Source organism: Escherichia sp. WS1451 (assembly GCF_046487365.1).
In the GTDB taxonomy this organism is placed as follows: domain Bacteria; phylum Pseudomonadota; class Gammaproteobacteria; order Enterobacterales; family Enterobacteriaceae; genus Escherichia; species Escherichia coli.
Genome location: NZ_JBJQJP010000003.1, coordinates 339,813 through 354,534, shown reverse-complemented (window position 1 = coordinate 354,534; position 14,722 = coordinate 339,813). Strand labels below are relative to the sequence as shown.

Sequence of the window (14,722 nt, the reverse complement as noted above, 5' to 3'; positions counted from 1 at the left end):
CTCATGGGGGGATACGAGAAACGGGCAATTCTACGGCAAGTCTTCAGGCAGGGAAAATAATCTGACAGAAAATTGCCGTTCAGTGCTGCTGCAAAAAGTCTTCAATGTCAGTCAGTGAGGATATCCCTTCCATCGGACCTTGCTGCATTACGGCGAGCGCGCCGCTGGCATTTGCATATTGCAGCGCCTTGTGTGCCGGGAAACCGGATAAGAAAAGAGTGATAAACGTTGCGCCAAAGCAGTCGCCTGCACCCGTTGGATCGATAATTTCGATATCGTGGCCTGTAACATGCTGGGCGTGTAATGTACCGTTTTTAAGCTTGTAATAGCTGGCCCCACGCTGGGCGCGTTTTATCGCCACATGTTTTACGCCGCCGTGGAGAAGATCGCTAACAATCTGTTCTTCTGAAAGATTTTTGTGACGCGCGAAGAAAGGGAGTTCGCTTTCGCTGGGGATAAAAATATCCGTATATTCAATCAAATAATCGAGAGCCTGTGACATTTCAGGAATACTCAGCATCTCTTTACGAATATTAGGATCGAAAGAAACGGTGCCGCCAGCCGATTTGATCGTCGTTATTGCTTTACGCATGACATCGATCATGCGAAATGAGAACAACGATGAGCCCACAATATGCAGATGGTTACACTGTTTTAGCAGATCCTTATCAATGTGCTCAGCAGTAAACAAACCGCAGGCGCTGTTAGGGATATTAAAGACGAAATCCCGCTGCTGGGGATTTTGATAACTCACGAACGCCGTACCTGTGACGGCATTGTTCATAACGTGAATCCCATCGGTAATGACACCTTCATGACGGAGACGCTCTATAATGAGTCGGCCAAAATCATCATTACCAACACATCCGAAGAAGATGGCCCGATGGGACAGTTTTGCCACCTGAGCAGCAAAAATTGCTGGTGCACCGCTGGGAAATGGCCCGATAAACTCCCCAGGCTGAGTGAATTTTTGATGTGGGTTGCGGGACAAAAACTCGGCCAGCAATTCGCCCATAGCGCAGATAGTTATTGTCACAAAACCCCTCTCATTCCTGAAGCCTTTCGCGATTGGACCAGGTAAAGCACTCATTACTGGTATAAAGGATAACGAAATCAGCCGACTGCAATTGTTGCTGATATTGTTCGTTAATGCTGCGGCTGACGATCACATTTTCTGCCTGATGCAAATGCCCGATAGCAGCCGTTGATGGCGTAGGATCGGCGGCAACGATAACTGTCTTATTCTGGGCATGATCGAAACAGAGCTGCCAGGCAGCGGCAAGTCTGGGAACGTTGATATTTAAAGTACCATCAGCATCCAGGTGGCTGATTTCCAGAATGCTATGTGTAATGGTGAAATGCTGAAGTGCCTGTTCGAGAGGTTTTCCGGCCAGTGCGGTATCGGGGCGCAGCATTTCACTGCCAGCCAGTATTATTTCGCCATCAATAAACTGATTTGCCAGCAGCGCATGTTCGGGATCGTTGGTGATCAGACGCAGTTTTTTCACTTCGCTGAGCAAGGGAATGATCTTACGGCAGATTGTCCCATGTCCAAGAAATAGCGTGTCACGATCGCGAATTAATCGTGCGCAATGTCGTGCTATTTCCATTTGTTGTGCCAGAGACAATGGCGCGATCGGTTGTATCGCTTCTGGTTCAGAGGAGAGTGGTGTCGCAATAGCACCGCCAAATGATCGCTTTAAATATCCCTGTTGCTCCAGATAACTGAGATCGCCGCGGATCGTCACGCCAGAGACACCAAGTTGCGCAGATAAGTCATCAACTTTGATTTCACCCTGGGCGGCAACAATTTCTGCAATTTTTAATCTGCGTTTCAGTAGGTTAGACGATTTTCTCGGCACGTTAACACTCTTCATTGGCCTTTAATGCGTAACACTATAGCCCCTTGTATTTTTCTTTGAAAGTTATCCTTCAATCATATCGACAATTCGAAAAGAAAATCATGGGTCAAAAATTGCAACGAAAATAGCTTAATAAATTGAAAAATAAATGAATATATTCATATTTATGCAGGGTTTCCATTGGTTTCACTTGCAAAGTGAAAAATAAATTAAGTTATTTTTTGTAAGTTATTTTGATGATGTTCGACATGCATCACGCTTTTTGCTGCTTTTGCTGTGCTAGTTTGCTTTCAAAATGAAAGTGAAGATTCTCTTTCTTCATTTTGTAAGGCGAACGACAAATAACAGGAGCTGCGATGTATATTATTTCAAGCAAAAACATGCTGAAAAAAGCCCAGTCAGAGGGATATGCCGTCCCTGCTTTCAACATTCATAACCTTGAAACTTTACAGGTAGTTGTTGAGAGCGCTGCACAACTTCGCTCTCCCGTTATGCTGGCGGGAACACCCGGTACATATCGTTATGGTGGCGTGGGAAGTTTAATTTCGTTAGTACAATCGCTGGCTCGCGAGTACAACCTGCCGTTAGTCCTGCATCTCGACCATCATGAAGAGAGTGATGACATTTTTAACAAGGTTCGCGCAGGGATCCGTTCTGTCATGATTGATGGCTCCCATTTGCCATTTGAAGACAACATTGCGCGAGTGCAAGAAGTTACCACCTTTTGCCATCGCTTTGATGTTAGCGTTGAGGCCGAGCTAGGGCGTCTTGGCGGCCAGGAGGACGATCTGCGGGTGGATGAAAAAGATTCCGCTTATACCTCACCAGCCGCAGCTGCAGAGTTTGTTCAACGTACCCAAATTGACTCCCTGGCGGTAGCAATCGGCACAGCACATGGTTTATATGCGCATGAACCACGACTGGATTTTGTGCGGCTGGAACAGATTCGTCAGCGAGTGGAGATTCCGCTGGTGTTGCATGGTGCTTCGGGCTTATCGGAACAGGACGTTCAGCACTGTATTCGTCGCGGTATTTGTAAAGTGAATGTCGCGACAGAATTGAAAATTGCGTTTGCCGATGCGTTAAAAGGATATTTCTACAACAATCCTGCGGCAAATGATCCACGTCACTATATGCAGCCCGCAAAGGCCGCCATGAAAGAAGTCGTAACTCGTATTATTGGCGTCTGTGGTAGTGAAGGAAAAATTTAAGACGTTGTACCCTACAAAAATAATGAGGATTGTTTATGAAAAATATTAAATTACTTGGTTCAGCTATGTTGGTGAGCCTGGCATTGTTCTCGCAAAGTTCGTTGGCAAAAGAGTATAAAATTGGTGCGTCATTATTAACACAACAACATCCTTTCTATATTGATCTTGCGAATGCCATGAAAGAAGAGGCAAAAAAAGACAATGTCAATTTAAGTGTCTCTATTGCCAATCAGGATTTAAACAAACAACTTTCTGATGTTGAGGATTTTATTACTAAAAAAGTGGATGCCATTATTATCTCTCCGGTCGATTCGAAAGGCGTCCAGGCAGCGATAATTAAAGCCGATAAGGCCGGTATTCCCGTTATCACCGTCGACGTCGCTGCGGAAGGCGTTCCGGTCGTATCGCATGTTGCGACCGATAACTATGCGGGAGGCGTTGAAGCAGGCAAGTTAATGGGTAAACTTTTGCATGGTAAAGGTACTGTAGCCATTATTTCTTATCCGGCACTACAATCGGTGGTTGCGCGCGTTGATGGTTTTAAGAAAGGGTTAAGCGATACACCGGATATTAAAATTGTTGCTGAACAGCCTGGTATTACGCGGGCTGAAGCGTTAACGACTGCGCAAAACATTATGCAGGCAAATGCCAACCTGAATGGTCTGTTTGGCTTTGGTGATGATGCGGCGCTGGCAGCGGTTATCGCAGCAAAATCTGCGCATAACGACAACATCAAAATCATTGGTTTTGACGGCATGAAAGAAGCGCGTGATGCCGTTGACAGTGAAAAAACGTTTGCGGCCGTGATTCGGCAATATCCCGATCAAATGGGGGCTAAAGCCATTGATGCCGCTGTTGATCACCTCAATGGTAAACCGGTAGAAAAAATGATCCCGGTACAACCCGGCGTTTATACAGGTAAATAATAAACATCTTCATTTCACAACAAAACGTTATCGACGTTTTGTTGTGACACCGAGGTCATTATGACGGATGTTATTCTTGATGTTTCGCATATTGCGAAGACATTTGGTCATGTTCAGGCATTAAAAGATATTACCCTCTCTTTACGTAAAGGGCGGGTGCATACTTTATTAGGCGAGAATGGTGCCGGTAAATCGACATTAATGAAAATACTGGCCGGTGTTTATCCGCCAACCCAGGGAACGATAACACTACGTGGTGAAACCATCACCATTAATAATCCGCAGCATTCTCGCCAGTTAGGGATTGCGATTATTTTTCAGGAGCTGAGCCTGAGTAATAATATGACCGTGGCGGAAAATATTTATGCCAATAATGAACCGCGACGTTTTGGCATTATTAACGATAAAAAAATGCTCGCAGATTGCCAGAATCTCCTCGCGGAACTGGGCATCCCACTGGATCCGCTGGAAATGGTCGGCAATATGTCGATGGCACATAGGCAACTGGTAGAAATTGCCAAAGCCTTAAGCTATGCAGCAGATGTCGTGATTATGGATGAACCGACATCTTCGCTAAGTGATAATGAAGCAGAGATTCTGTTTAACATTATTGAGAAATTAAAGCAGCGAGGTTGTGCGGTTATTTATATCTCTCATCGCATGGATGAAATTATGCGGATTTCAGATGATATTTCGGTGATCCGCGACGGTGAGTATATCGCTACGCATGAAAAGAAAAACAGTGATATCCAGCATTTGATTGCCCAAATGGTTGGTCGGGAAATGAAAAATATTTGGCCAGCACGTCTTGGGGAAAAGCCGGATGAAAATGTTCCTGCAAAACTGGAAGTAAAAAACCTTTCCCATCCTTCGCTTTTTAAAGAGGTCAGTTTCGCTGTGCGTCCGGGGGAAGTCCTCGGATTTTTTGGCCTGGTGGGGGCCGGGCGTTCCGATGTTATGAAGGCGCTATTTGGCCTCGTTTCGTATCACGGGACTGTGTTGATTGATGGTAAGGAAGTCAGGATCGCTAATCCCAAACAGGCTATTGATCATGGCATTGCTTTTGTGACCGAAAACCGCAAGGAAGAAGGGTTAGTGCTGATGCACGACGTCAATATGAACACGCACCATGTGGCGTTTCAATATAACGCTTCGCGGATAGGACTCATCAATCACCGACAAGAAGAGGCGAAGACGCTGCAATCTATTGCCAGAATGAACACTAAAGTGAGTTCTGTACATCAGGCAGTGGGAGCGCTGAGCGGCGGTAATCAACAGAAAATCGTGTTATCCAAGTGGCTGGAGAAAACTCCGCGTATTTTATTGCTCGATGAGCCAACGCGCGGAGTGGATGTCGGCGCAAAATTTGAAATCTATAACGTGATACGTCAACTGGCTGCGGCAGGGACAGCAATTATTCTGGTGTCCTCTGAACTGCCAGAAGTCATGGCACTTAGCGATCGTCTGGTGGTAATGCGTAATAAAACGATTGCCGATATTTATTCATGTGAAAATTTAACGCAGACACAGGTAATGACCGCTGCAACAGGAGTACGTTAAATGACAGAGAAAACTCTTGCCAGTCCGAAACCTTCGGAAATTCCCATTGCAAATAATTTTAAAAAAGTCTTCAGGCAATATGGCGGTATCCTCAGTGGAATGGTGGTGTTAATCATTCTGTTCAGTTTTATTAATGACAGTTTTTTTACCGCCAATAACATTACTAATATTATTCTTCAGGTTTCGATAATTGCAATTACCGCCTATGGAATGACTTACGTACTTTTGCTTGGCGATATTGATTTATCGGTTGGTTCAACCATTGCATTGATTGGCACATTTGCTGCGCTTGGGGCTTCATGGGGAATTCCATTTATTTTATTGGTCCCATTATCCATTATTGCAGCCCTGGCTCTGGGGATGATAAATGGTGGCTTGACGGCTATAGCGGGGATCCCGTCGTTTATTGTCACCGTTGCTACTATGGGGATCTTCCGTGGTATCGCTTATATAGTGACCGATGGTATGCCCATCATGATTAAAGATGATGCCTTTCTGGCGCTGGGGAATGGAGAATTTCTCTATATACCTATTCCAATCTGGATATTAATTATCTTATTGCTGATTAACCATTTCATTCTTACTAAAACAACCTTTGGACGAAAGATTTATATCACTGGTGGTAATAAAGAAGCGGCAGTTTATTCAGGGATAAATGTCACCCGCTTGAAAATAAAAGTCTTTATGATTACAGCTGTGCTGGCAGGTATCAGCGGGATGATCCTCGCCTCACGCCTCTATTCCGGGCAACCGAATTCCGCGTTGAGCTACGAACTGGATGCTATTGCTGCGGCTGTACTGGGAGGCACCAGCCTGAACGGCGGCTATGGAACCGTGGTGGGGACGGTAATCGGGGCATTAACCATCGGCGTTATTAATAATGGCATGAACTTAATGAACGTTCCCTATTTCTATCAGATGGTGGTTAAAGGATTAGTCATTCTTGTAGCCGTTTATTTTGACGTAAGAAATAAAAGAAAACGCAGCTAATCATTTCAAGGAATTAATCATATGAGTAAGGTCTTCACAATTGGAGAAATTCTGGTTGAAATTATGGCGAGTAAAATCGGCCAGCCATTTGATCAACCAGGTATCTGGAACGGCCCTTATCCCAGTGGCGCACCCGCTATTTTTATCGACCAGGTGACACGTCTTGGCGTTCCGTGCGGCATCATTAGTTGTGTGGGGAATGATGGCTTTGGTGATATTAATATACATCGTCTGGCTGCTGACGGTGTGGATATCAGGGGGATTTCAGTCTTACCTCTGGAAGCTACCGGGAGTGCCTTTGTTACTTATCATAACTCTGGCGATCGCGATTTTATTTTTAATATCAAGAATGCCGCTTGCGGTAAATTATCGGCGCAGCATGTTGATGAAAATATTCTGAAGGACTGTACCCATTTTCATATTATGGGTTCATCCCTGTTTTCATTCCATATGGTAGACGCAGTAAAGAAAGCGGTAACCATTGTAAAAGAGAATGGTGGCGTTATTTCTTTTGACCCTAATATTCGGAAAGAGATGCTCGATATTCCAGAAATGCGTGACGCCCTCCACTTTGTTCTTGAGTTAACAGATATCTATATGCCCAGCGAGGGAGAAGTGTTGCTCTTGTCGCCACACTCGACACCGGAGCGTGCAATCGCTGGTTTTCTTGAAGAAGGTGTTAAAGAGGTGATTGTGAAGCGCGGCAATCAAGGTGCCAGTTACTACTCCGCGAATGAGCAGTTTCATGTTGAGAGCTATCCGGTGGATGAAGTTGACCCGACCGGTGCGGGAGACTGCTTTGGTGGCGCGTGGATTGCCTGCCGCCAGCTAGGGTTTGACGCCCATCGGGCATTACAATATGCCAACGCCTGCGGTGCACTGGCGGTAACCCGATGTGGCCCAATGGAGGGAACGTCTCGCCTTGCGGAAATCGAAGCGTTCATCCAGCGCCATGACATGTCCATTCGGGAAGCAGCACAATGAAAAACGAAATTTGGTCGTGGATTGGCGATCTCTCGCAGGTTGCCGGAATTAAACACTATGAGTTACGTAGTGGCAGAGCAAAGGGGACAGAAGCGTTTGATGTCCGTACTGGTGCGGGATTTGCATTTACGGTGGTAAAAGATCGCGCGCTGGATATTGCATGGGCCAGCTACAAGGACACAGCGCTCTCTTTTATCACCCCCAACGGCATTGTCGCCCCCGCTTTTTTTGAGTCTCAGGGCAACGGGTTTTTACGTAGCTTCTACGCGGGGTTACTGACTACCTGCGGACTTAGCTACATTGGCACGCCCTGTGAGGATAACGGAGAAACGCTGGGGTTACACGGGCGTTTGGCTGCGACTCCAGCAGAAGAGGTGGGGTATCGCACAGAACGGACCGACGACGGCATTGAATTTGTCATCAATGGCAAAGTACGGGAAACACGATTGTTCGGTGAAAATCTGACGCTGGAAAGGACCATTCGCTGCCGTTATGGCGAAAATGTGCTGCGCATTGAAGACAAGGTGACTAATCATGGTTTCACCCGCCAGCCGCTGCAAATTCTTTATCACTTTAATTACGGCTGGCCTTTATTATCGCCACAGGCAGAAATCTTGCTGTCGGCTAAAAGCGTAACGCCACGAACCCCGCATGCGGCGGAAGGGTTAACCAGTCATCTGGAGATTTGTACCCCACAGCCCGGTTTTGACGAGCAGGTTTACTATCTCACGTTGAATAGCGACAGTCAGGGGATGAGTAAAGTTGCGCTGGTGAACGCCGAACTGGGGTGGGGAATTTACGAGAAATTCGACACCATGCAGCTACCCAACTTTATCCAGTGGAAAAATTTAGGCGCGGGTGAATATGTTATGGGGCTGGAGGTCAGCAATAGTTTTCCTGACGGTCGTGATAAAGAACGAGCGCAGGGGCGTCTGCCCTTTATAGAGCCAGGGGAAACAAAGACATACTGCTTTGAGCTGGGAATTGTTGATGGCGATGCTGAAATTAGCGCGTTGAAAGCGGAAATTGCAAGCTACCGTTAGCTAACGGCAATAAAAACGCCGGGCAGCGTTAACAGGCCCGGCGTTGATTACGTTCTTTGCTAAGCGCGATGAAAACACCGCGCGTCACAAATTATTTTTCCTGAAGACCGAGTTTTTTCTCCAGATAGTGGATGTTAGTGCCACCATGCTGGAAGTTCTCATCATTCATGATGCGGATCTGCAGATCAACGTTGGTTTTGATACCGTCGATGATCAGCTCCTGCAGCGCATTCTTCATGCGGGCAATCGCCACGTCACGGTTTTCACCGTAGCAAATCAGCTTACCGATCATTGAGTCATAGTACGGCGGTACGGTGTAGCCCGCGTAGATATGAGACTCCCAACGTACGCCAAAACCGCCAGGTGCATGGAAACGGGTGATTTTGCCCGGGCTTGGCAGGAAGGTGTTCGGATCTTCGGCGTTGATACGACATTCCACCGCATGGCCGCGAACGTGAACTTCTTCTTGCTTGATCGACAGCGGTTGACCGGCAGCGATACGCAGCTGTTCTTTGATCAGGTCAACGCCGGTGATCATTTCTGTAACCGGGTGTTCTACCTGAATACGGGTGTTCATTTCGATGAAATAGAACTCGCCGTTTTCGAACAGGAACTCGAAAGTACCTGCACCGCGATAGCCGATATCAACACACGCTTTAGCGCAACGTTCGCCGATGTAGCGACGCAGTTCCGGGGTAATGCCCGGTGCTGGCGCTTCTTCGACCACTTTCTGGTGGCGGCGTTGCATGGAGCAGTCACGTTCCGCCAGATAGATAGCGTTGCCCTGACCGTCAGCCAGTACCTGAATCTCGACGTGGCGAGGATTTTCCAGGTATTTCTCCATGTAAACCATATCGTTGCTGAAAGCAGCTTTCGCTTCCGCACGGGTCATGGAGATGGATTGTGCCAGTTCAGCGTCGCCGCGCACTACGCGCATACCGCGACCGCCGCCGCCGCCGGAGGCTTTGATAATTACCGGATAACCAATGCGTTTAGCAATGGCGCGGTTTTTATCCATATCGTCGCCCAGCGGGCCGTCAGAACCCGGTACGCAAGGAACGCCCGCTTTTTTCATCGCCGCGATTGCGGATACTTTGTCGCCCATCAGGCGAATGGTTTCGGCTTTCGGGCCAATGAAGATAAAGCCGGAGCGCTCAACCTGCTCGGCAAAGTTGGCGTTCTCGGAGAGGAAGCCGTAGCCCGGATGGATTGCTACTGCGCCGGTGATTTCAGCGGCGCTGATGATTGCCGGGATGTTCAGATAACTTTTTACTGACGGAGCAGGGCCGATACAGACCGTTTCATCTGCCAGTAATACGTGTTTTAGATCGCGATCCGCGCTGGAGTGCACAGCGACAGTCTTGATGCCCAGTTCTTTACAGGCACGAAGAATACGCAATGCAATCTCGCCGCGGTTGGCAATAACAATTTTATCCAGCATGTTCGCCTCGTTACTCGATGACGACCAGCGGCTCGTCAAATTCTACCGGTTGTCCACTTTCGACCAGAATTGCTTTCACGGTACCGGATTTGTCCGCTTCGATCTGGTTCATCATTTTCATGGCTTCAACGATGCACAGGGTATCGCCCACGTTGACTTTCTGACCCACTTCGATGAACGCTTTTGCGTCCGGGCTTGGGGTGCGGTAGAAAGTACCAACCATCGGGGAACGTACGATGTGACCACTGATTTCCGCTGCTGCTGGCGCTTCCATGGAAGGAACGGTCGCCGGAGCGGCTGCGTTAGATTGAGCTGGCTGCTGCATCATTGGTGCAGCGTAAGCTTGTTGCATCACAGGGAAACTTGCGGCAGGAGCTGCACGGCTAATGCGTACTGACTCTTCGCCTTCAGAAATTTCCAGTTCGGAGATGCCTGATTCTTCAACCAGCTCGATCAGTTTTTTAATCTTACGAATATCCATGAGTGGGTTCCGTACTCTTTGTTTAGTGTGATTGTGACAGGCGTTTCACCGCCGTCTGTAAAGCGTATGCCCCGACAGCTGTATGCATAGCGATAAATTCCAGCAGGCCGGGACGCCGGTCTATTTTGCCCCAGAGTGTCAATGTTAGACTTGACGGACATTGTGCAGCGATCTGCTGCTATCCTCCGGCAAAAAACAAAATATACCTTCGTTGCGCCAATGTCACCTTTTCCGCAGCGCAAAAACTGCGTCAGGGAGGACGAGGTCGCACATTATAACGATTTCGTAGCAATTGGCAGCTAAATACTGGTCTTATCAGGGAAGATAATCAACAGCTAACATGTAAATAACCTTCAACACCGTGTAATTTGCAACAAGCCGCACAATTCACGAAATTAGCGCCATCATCGATGGAACTTCTTATAACGTAAGGTGAAAAGCTGTAAAGCCAGCCCTGCGAAGATGAGGGGCTGCAATGAGATAATCTTCACAGACCACAAATAATGTAGGGATGCCAGGATCGCGACAAGATAGACGACATTACGCAGCGGTTGCTGGGGATTGCCCAATTTTCACTGCATCGTCTGGATAGATGTGAATGCTAAAGCACGCAAAATCAACCGACTGACAATGCTCAGCATTAAATACGTTCGAGTGGTTAATTTGTAGGCAAATAAAATCAGATTATTCACCCCATGGTACCAGAAATCAGTAACAGGTTAAGCGTAGCGTCGCCCAGGCAAAGCACCATAAACCTAACAGGCGACGGAGGCGTATCAATAATGGCTGTTTGGTGGAGTAACAGTGCGCATCAATTTATGGTCAGTCGAAATCATGACTTTCCAGTTTGGATGATGTTGTACAACTTCATGACCAAGATGTTCGACGAAAGCTGTCCGGCTAACCGCTTTTCCCGTTAACCGATTGAATAATGATTTCAAAATGAGTTCCCTCTCTTATTAATCCTTGCTAAATGGTTAGTTAACCTTCACCAGCGTGCGCCCCTGGATCTGGTTATTAATGATGGCCTCGGCAAACTTCGGTGCCTCTGCCAGAGATATCTCTTTTGCCGCCTGGGTATAGAATGATTCCGGTAAATCGGCGACCAATCGCTGCCAGGCTTGTGCGCGGCGTGCTGGTGGCGTCATTACTGAATCCACCCCCTGTAAACGGACATTACGCAGAATAAATGGCATGACCGTGGTTGGCAGAGTAAAACCACCCGCCAGACCACAGGCCGCCACGCAGCCGCCGTAATTCATTTGCGCCAGCACTTTTGCCAGCACTTTGTCGCCAACGGTGTCAATTGCCCCAGCCCAGACTTGTTTTTCCAGAGGACGGGATTCGGCAAACTCATCGCGAGGGAGAATACGGCTGGCACCTAAACTTTTCAGATATTCATGGGTACTTTCGCGACCGGAAACGGCAACGACCTGATAACCCAACTTATGCAGCAGCGCCACGGCGGTACTGCCGACGCCACCACTGGCACCCGTCACGACAATCTCCCCATCCTGCGGGCGAACACCGGCATCTTCCAGCGCCATCACACACAACATGGCGGTAAAACCGGCAGTACCGATAATCATTGCTTTACGCGCGTCCAGCCCTTGCGGCATGGCAACCAGCCAGTCACCTTTCACTCGCGCCTGTTCCGCCAGCCCACCCCAGTGGTTTTCACCAACGCCCCAGCCAGTGAGTAACACCTCCTGACCGGCATGAAAACGCGGATCTTCGCTGGTGCGTACAGTTCCGGCAAAATCGATCCCAGGAATCATCGGAAAATTACGGATGATTTTTCCCTTACCGGTAATTGCCAGCGCATCTTTGTAGTTCAGGCTCGACCAGTGAACATCAACCGTGACATCGCCCTCCGGCAGGCGACTTTCGTCCAGAGTCTGTACCGATGCGAGAGTTTTGCCGTCCTGCTGTTCTAAAAGTAACGCCTGCATAAGTGGTCCTCATGTGCATGATGGATTGGAAAATAATTTCTGAAGACTATACTCGCTAATGGAAAAGCAAAGCCGATGAAGCGCAATAAATTGCGAGATAAATCTGATTTGCTAGTATGCCCGCTTCCTCACTATCGGAGTTAACACAAGGATGAGATTAACGACGAAATTTTCGGCCTTTGTTACGCTGCTCACCGGGTTAACAATTTTTGTGACTTTGCTGGGCTGTTCGCTAAGTTTCTACAACGCCATTCAGTATAAGTTTAGTCATCGTGTTCAGGCGGTGGCGACGGCGATCGATACCCACCTGGTGTCGAATGACTTCAGCACATTAAGGCCACAAATTACCGAATTAATGATGTCGGCAGATATCGTTCGTGTAGACCTGCTCCATGGTGATAAGCAGGTTTATACCCTGGCCAGAAATGGTAGTTATCGTCCGGTTGGCACCAACGATCTATTTCGTGAACTGAGCGTTCCGTTGATAAAGCATCCGGGGATGTCGCTGCGTCTGGTTTATCAGGATCCGATGGGCAACTATTTCCATTCGTTGATGACCACCGCGCCGCTCACGGGGGCGATTGGCTTTATCATTCTTATGCTCTTCCTGGCGGTACGCTGGTTACAACGGCAACTTGCCGGGCAAGAATTGCTGGAAACCCGGGCTACTCGTATCTTAAACGGTGAGCGTGGCTCTAATGTGTTGGGAACCATCTATGAATGGCCGCCCAGAACCAGCAGTGCGCTGGATACGCTGCTTCGTGAAATTCAGAACGCACGCGAACAACACAGCCGTCTTGATACGCTGATCCGCTCTTATGCCGCCCAGGACATGAAAACCGGCCTCAATAACCGACTCTTCTTCGATAATCAGTTAGCAACGTTACTGGAAGATCAGGAGAAAGTAGGTACCCACGGGATCGTGATGATGATTCGTCTGCCGGATTTCAATATGTTGAGTGATACCTGGGGGCACAGCCAGGTTGAAGAACAGTTCTTCTCTCTGACGAATCTGCTATCGACATTTATGATGCGCTACCCTGGCGCACTGCTGGCGCGTTACCACCGCAGTGATTTTGCTGCGCTGTTACCGCACCGGACGTTAAAAGAGGCAGAGAGCATCGCCAGTCAGTTAATCAAAGCCGTCGATACCTTGCCGAACAATAAAATGCTCGATCGCGACGATATGATCCACATTGGTATCTGTGCCTGGCGTAGTGGTCAGGATACCGAGCAGGTAATGGAACATGCAGAGTCTGCCACGCGTAATGCGGGATTGCAGGGCGGCAATAGCTGGGCTATTTACGATGACTCGTTGCCTGAAAAAGGACGCGGTAATGTTCGCTGGCGTACGCTTATCGAGCAAATGCTCAGTCGCGGCGGCCCGCGCCTTTATCAAAAACCGGCGGTTACTCGCGAAGGCCGGGTTCATCATCGTGAACTCATGTGCCGCATCTTCGATGGTAATGAAGAGGTTAGCTCGGCAGAGTATATGCCGATGGTCTTGCAGTTTGGTTTATCGGAAGAGTATGACCGCCTGCTAATCAGCCGTCTTATTCCACTATTGCGTTACTGGCCAGAGGAAAATCTGGCGATTCAGGTTACCGTTGAGTCGCTGATTCGCCCGCGTTTTCAGCGTTGGCTGCGCGATACGTTAATGCAATGTGAAAAATCGCAACGAAGACGCATAATTATTGAACTTGCAGAGGCCGATGTTGGTCAACATATCAGTCGCTTACAACCTGTTATTCGTTTAGTGAATGCTTTAGGGGTACGGGTAGCCGTCAACCAGGCTGGTTTGACGCTGGTAAGCACCAGTTGGATCAAAGAACTTAATGTTGAGTTACTCAAGCTCCATCCGGGGCTGGTCAGAAACATTGAGAAGCGAACGGAGAACCAGCTGCTGGTTCAAAGCCTGGTGGAAGCCTGCTCCGGGACCAGCACCCAGGTTTACGCCACCGGCGTGCGTTCGCGAAGCGAGTGGCAGACCCTGATTCAGCGCGGTGTTACAGGTGGGCAAGGGGATTTTTTCGCGTCCTCACAGCCACTTGATACTAACGTGAAAAAATATTCACAAAGATACTCGGTTTAACCTGCCGTTTAATCCGTTTTCACGTAGAATAACGCGCGCTGCGTCTCATGGGAGTGTGCTTGTCTGCTCGCCAGATTGTTGCAGCACATATGCAGATGAATGACCTTACGCGGTTGCAAACAGGCGAGGAATGCTGCTGATGCATTAAGCCTTTCTGGACTCAGGCAGAGATTTGTAACA

General features: G+C 48.2%; 12 protein-coding genes. 7 read left to right on the top strand and 5 right to left on the bottom strand.

What is annotated here, in order from left to right; genetic code table 11:
- Positions 1-79: 79 nt before the first annotated feature.
- Together ACJHX7_RS07025 and ACJHX7_RS07020 are read right to left on the bottom strand one after the other, a co-directional pair.
- Positions 80-1,015, bottom strand: coding sequence for a sugar kinase (locus ACJHX7_RS07025; protein ID WP_094030182.1), 936 nt, complete (start codon positions 1,013-1,015; stop codon positions 80-82).
- Positions 1,016-1,046: 31 nt separating this feature from the next.
- On the bottom strand, positions 1,047-1,877 hold the full coding sequence (locus tag ACJHX7_RS07020) for a DeoR/GlpR family DNA-binding transcription regulator (RefSeq protein WP_410231549.1): 831 nt from the start codon (positions 1,875-1,877) through the stop codon (positions 1,047-1,049).
- Between the two features lie 341 nt (positions 1,878-2,218).
- On the opposite strand from ACJHX7_RS07020, the gene ACJHX7_RS07015 reads away from it, so the two are divergent.
- The 6 genes from ACJHX7_RS07015 to ACJHX7_RS06990 are packed head-to-tail and all read left to right on the top strand — an operon-like array spanning position 2,219 to position 8,576.
- Entirely contained in the window at positions 2,219-3,073 is an 855-nt protein-coding gene (locus tag ACJHX7_RS07015; RefSeq protein WP_000275540.1) for a tagatose bisphosphate family class II aldolase, read from the top strand.
- 35 nt (positions 3,074-3,108) lie between these two features.
- Positions 3,109-3,999, top strand: a complete 891-nt coding sequence (locus ACJHX7_RS07010) for a substrate-binding domain-containing protein (RefSeq protein WP_001298583.1) — start codon at positions 3,109-3,111, stop codon at positions 3,997-3,999.
- 60 nt (positions 4,000-4,059) lie between these two features.
- Positions 4,060-5,559 carry a sugar ABC transporter ATP-binding protein gene (locus tag ACJHX7_RS07005; protein WP_000132911.1) on the top strand — a complete coding sequence of 500 codons (1,500 nt, stop codon included), beginning with the start codon at positions 4,060-4,062 and terminating at the stop codon, positions 5,557-5,559.
- Positions 5,560-6,549 carry an ABC transporter permease gene (locus ACJHX7_RS07000; RefSeq protein ID WP_000137049.1) on the top strand — a complete coding sequence of 330 codons (990 nt, stop codon included), beginning with the start codon at positions 5,560-5,562 and terminating at the stop codon, positions 6,547-6,549.
- Positions 6,550-6,570: 21 nt separating this feature from the next.
- Positions 6,571-7,533, top strand: coding sequence for a sugar kinase (locus tag ACJHX7_RS06995; RefSeq protein ID WP_094030181.1), 963 nt, complete (start codon positions 6,571-6,573; stop codon positions 7,531-7,533).
- Positions 7,530-8,576, top strand: coding sequence for an aldose 1-epimerase family protein (locus ACJHX7_RS06990; protein WP_088170326.1), 1,047 nt, complete (start codon positions 7,530-7,532; stop codon positions 8,574-8,576). The genes ACJHX7_RS06995 and ACJHX7_RS06990 overlap by 4 nt, the downstream gene beginning before the upstream one ends.
- Positions 8,577-8,667: 91 nt before the next feature.
- Here ACJHX7_RS06990 and accC read toward each other — a convergent pair whose 3' ends face one another.
- The 3 genes from accC to ACJHX7_RS06975 form a co-directional block, all read right to left on the bottom strand.
- Positions 8,668-10,017, bottom strand: coding sequence for an acetyl-CoA carboxylase biotin carboxylase subunit (gene accC, locus ACJHX7_RS06985; protein WP_000884639.1), 1,350 nt, complete (start codon positions 10,015-10,017; stop codon positions 8,668-8,670).
- Between the two features lie 10 nt (positions 10,018-10,027).
- The gene (gene accB / locus ACJHX7_RS06980) at positions 10,028-10,498 is read right to left on the bottom strand and encodes an acetyl-CoA carboxylase biotin carboxyl carrier protein (RefSeq protein ID WP_000354622.1); all 471 of its coding nucleotides are present in this window, start codon (positions 10,496-10,498) and stop codon (positions 10,028-10,030) included.
- 977 nt (positions 10,499-11,475) lie between these two features.
- Positions 11,476-12,450 (bottom strand): MDR family oxidoreductase, encoded by a 975-nt coding sequence (locus ACJHX7_RS06975; RefSeq protein WP_001148472.1) that lies wholly within the window; start codon positions 12,448-12,450, stop codon positions 11,476-11,478.
- 151 nt (positions 12,451-12,601) lie between these two features.
- Between ACJHX7_RS06975 and csrD the strand changes: the two genes are divergently transcribed.
- Positions 12,602-14,542, top strand: coding sequence for an RNase E specificity factor CsrD (gene csrD, locus ACJHX7_RS06970; RefSeq protein ID WP_094030180.1), 1,941 nt, complete (start codon positions 12,602-12,604; stop codon positions 14,540-14,542).
- Positions 14,543-14,722 lie beyond the last annotated feature (180 nt).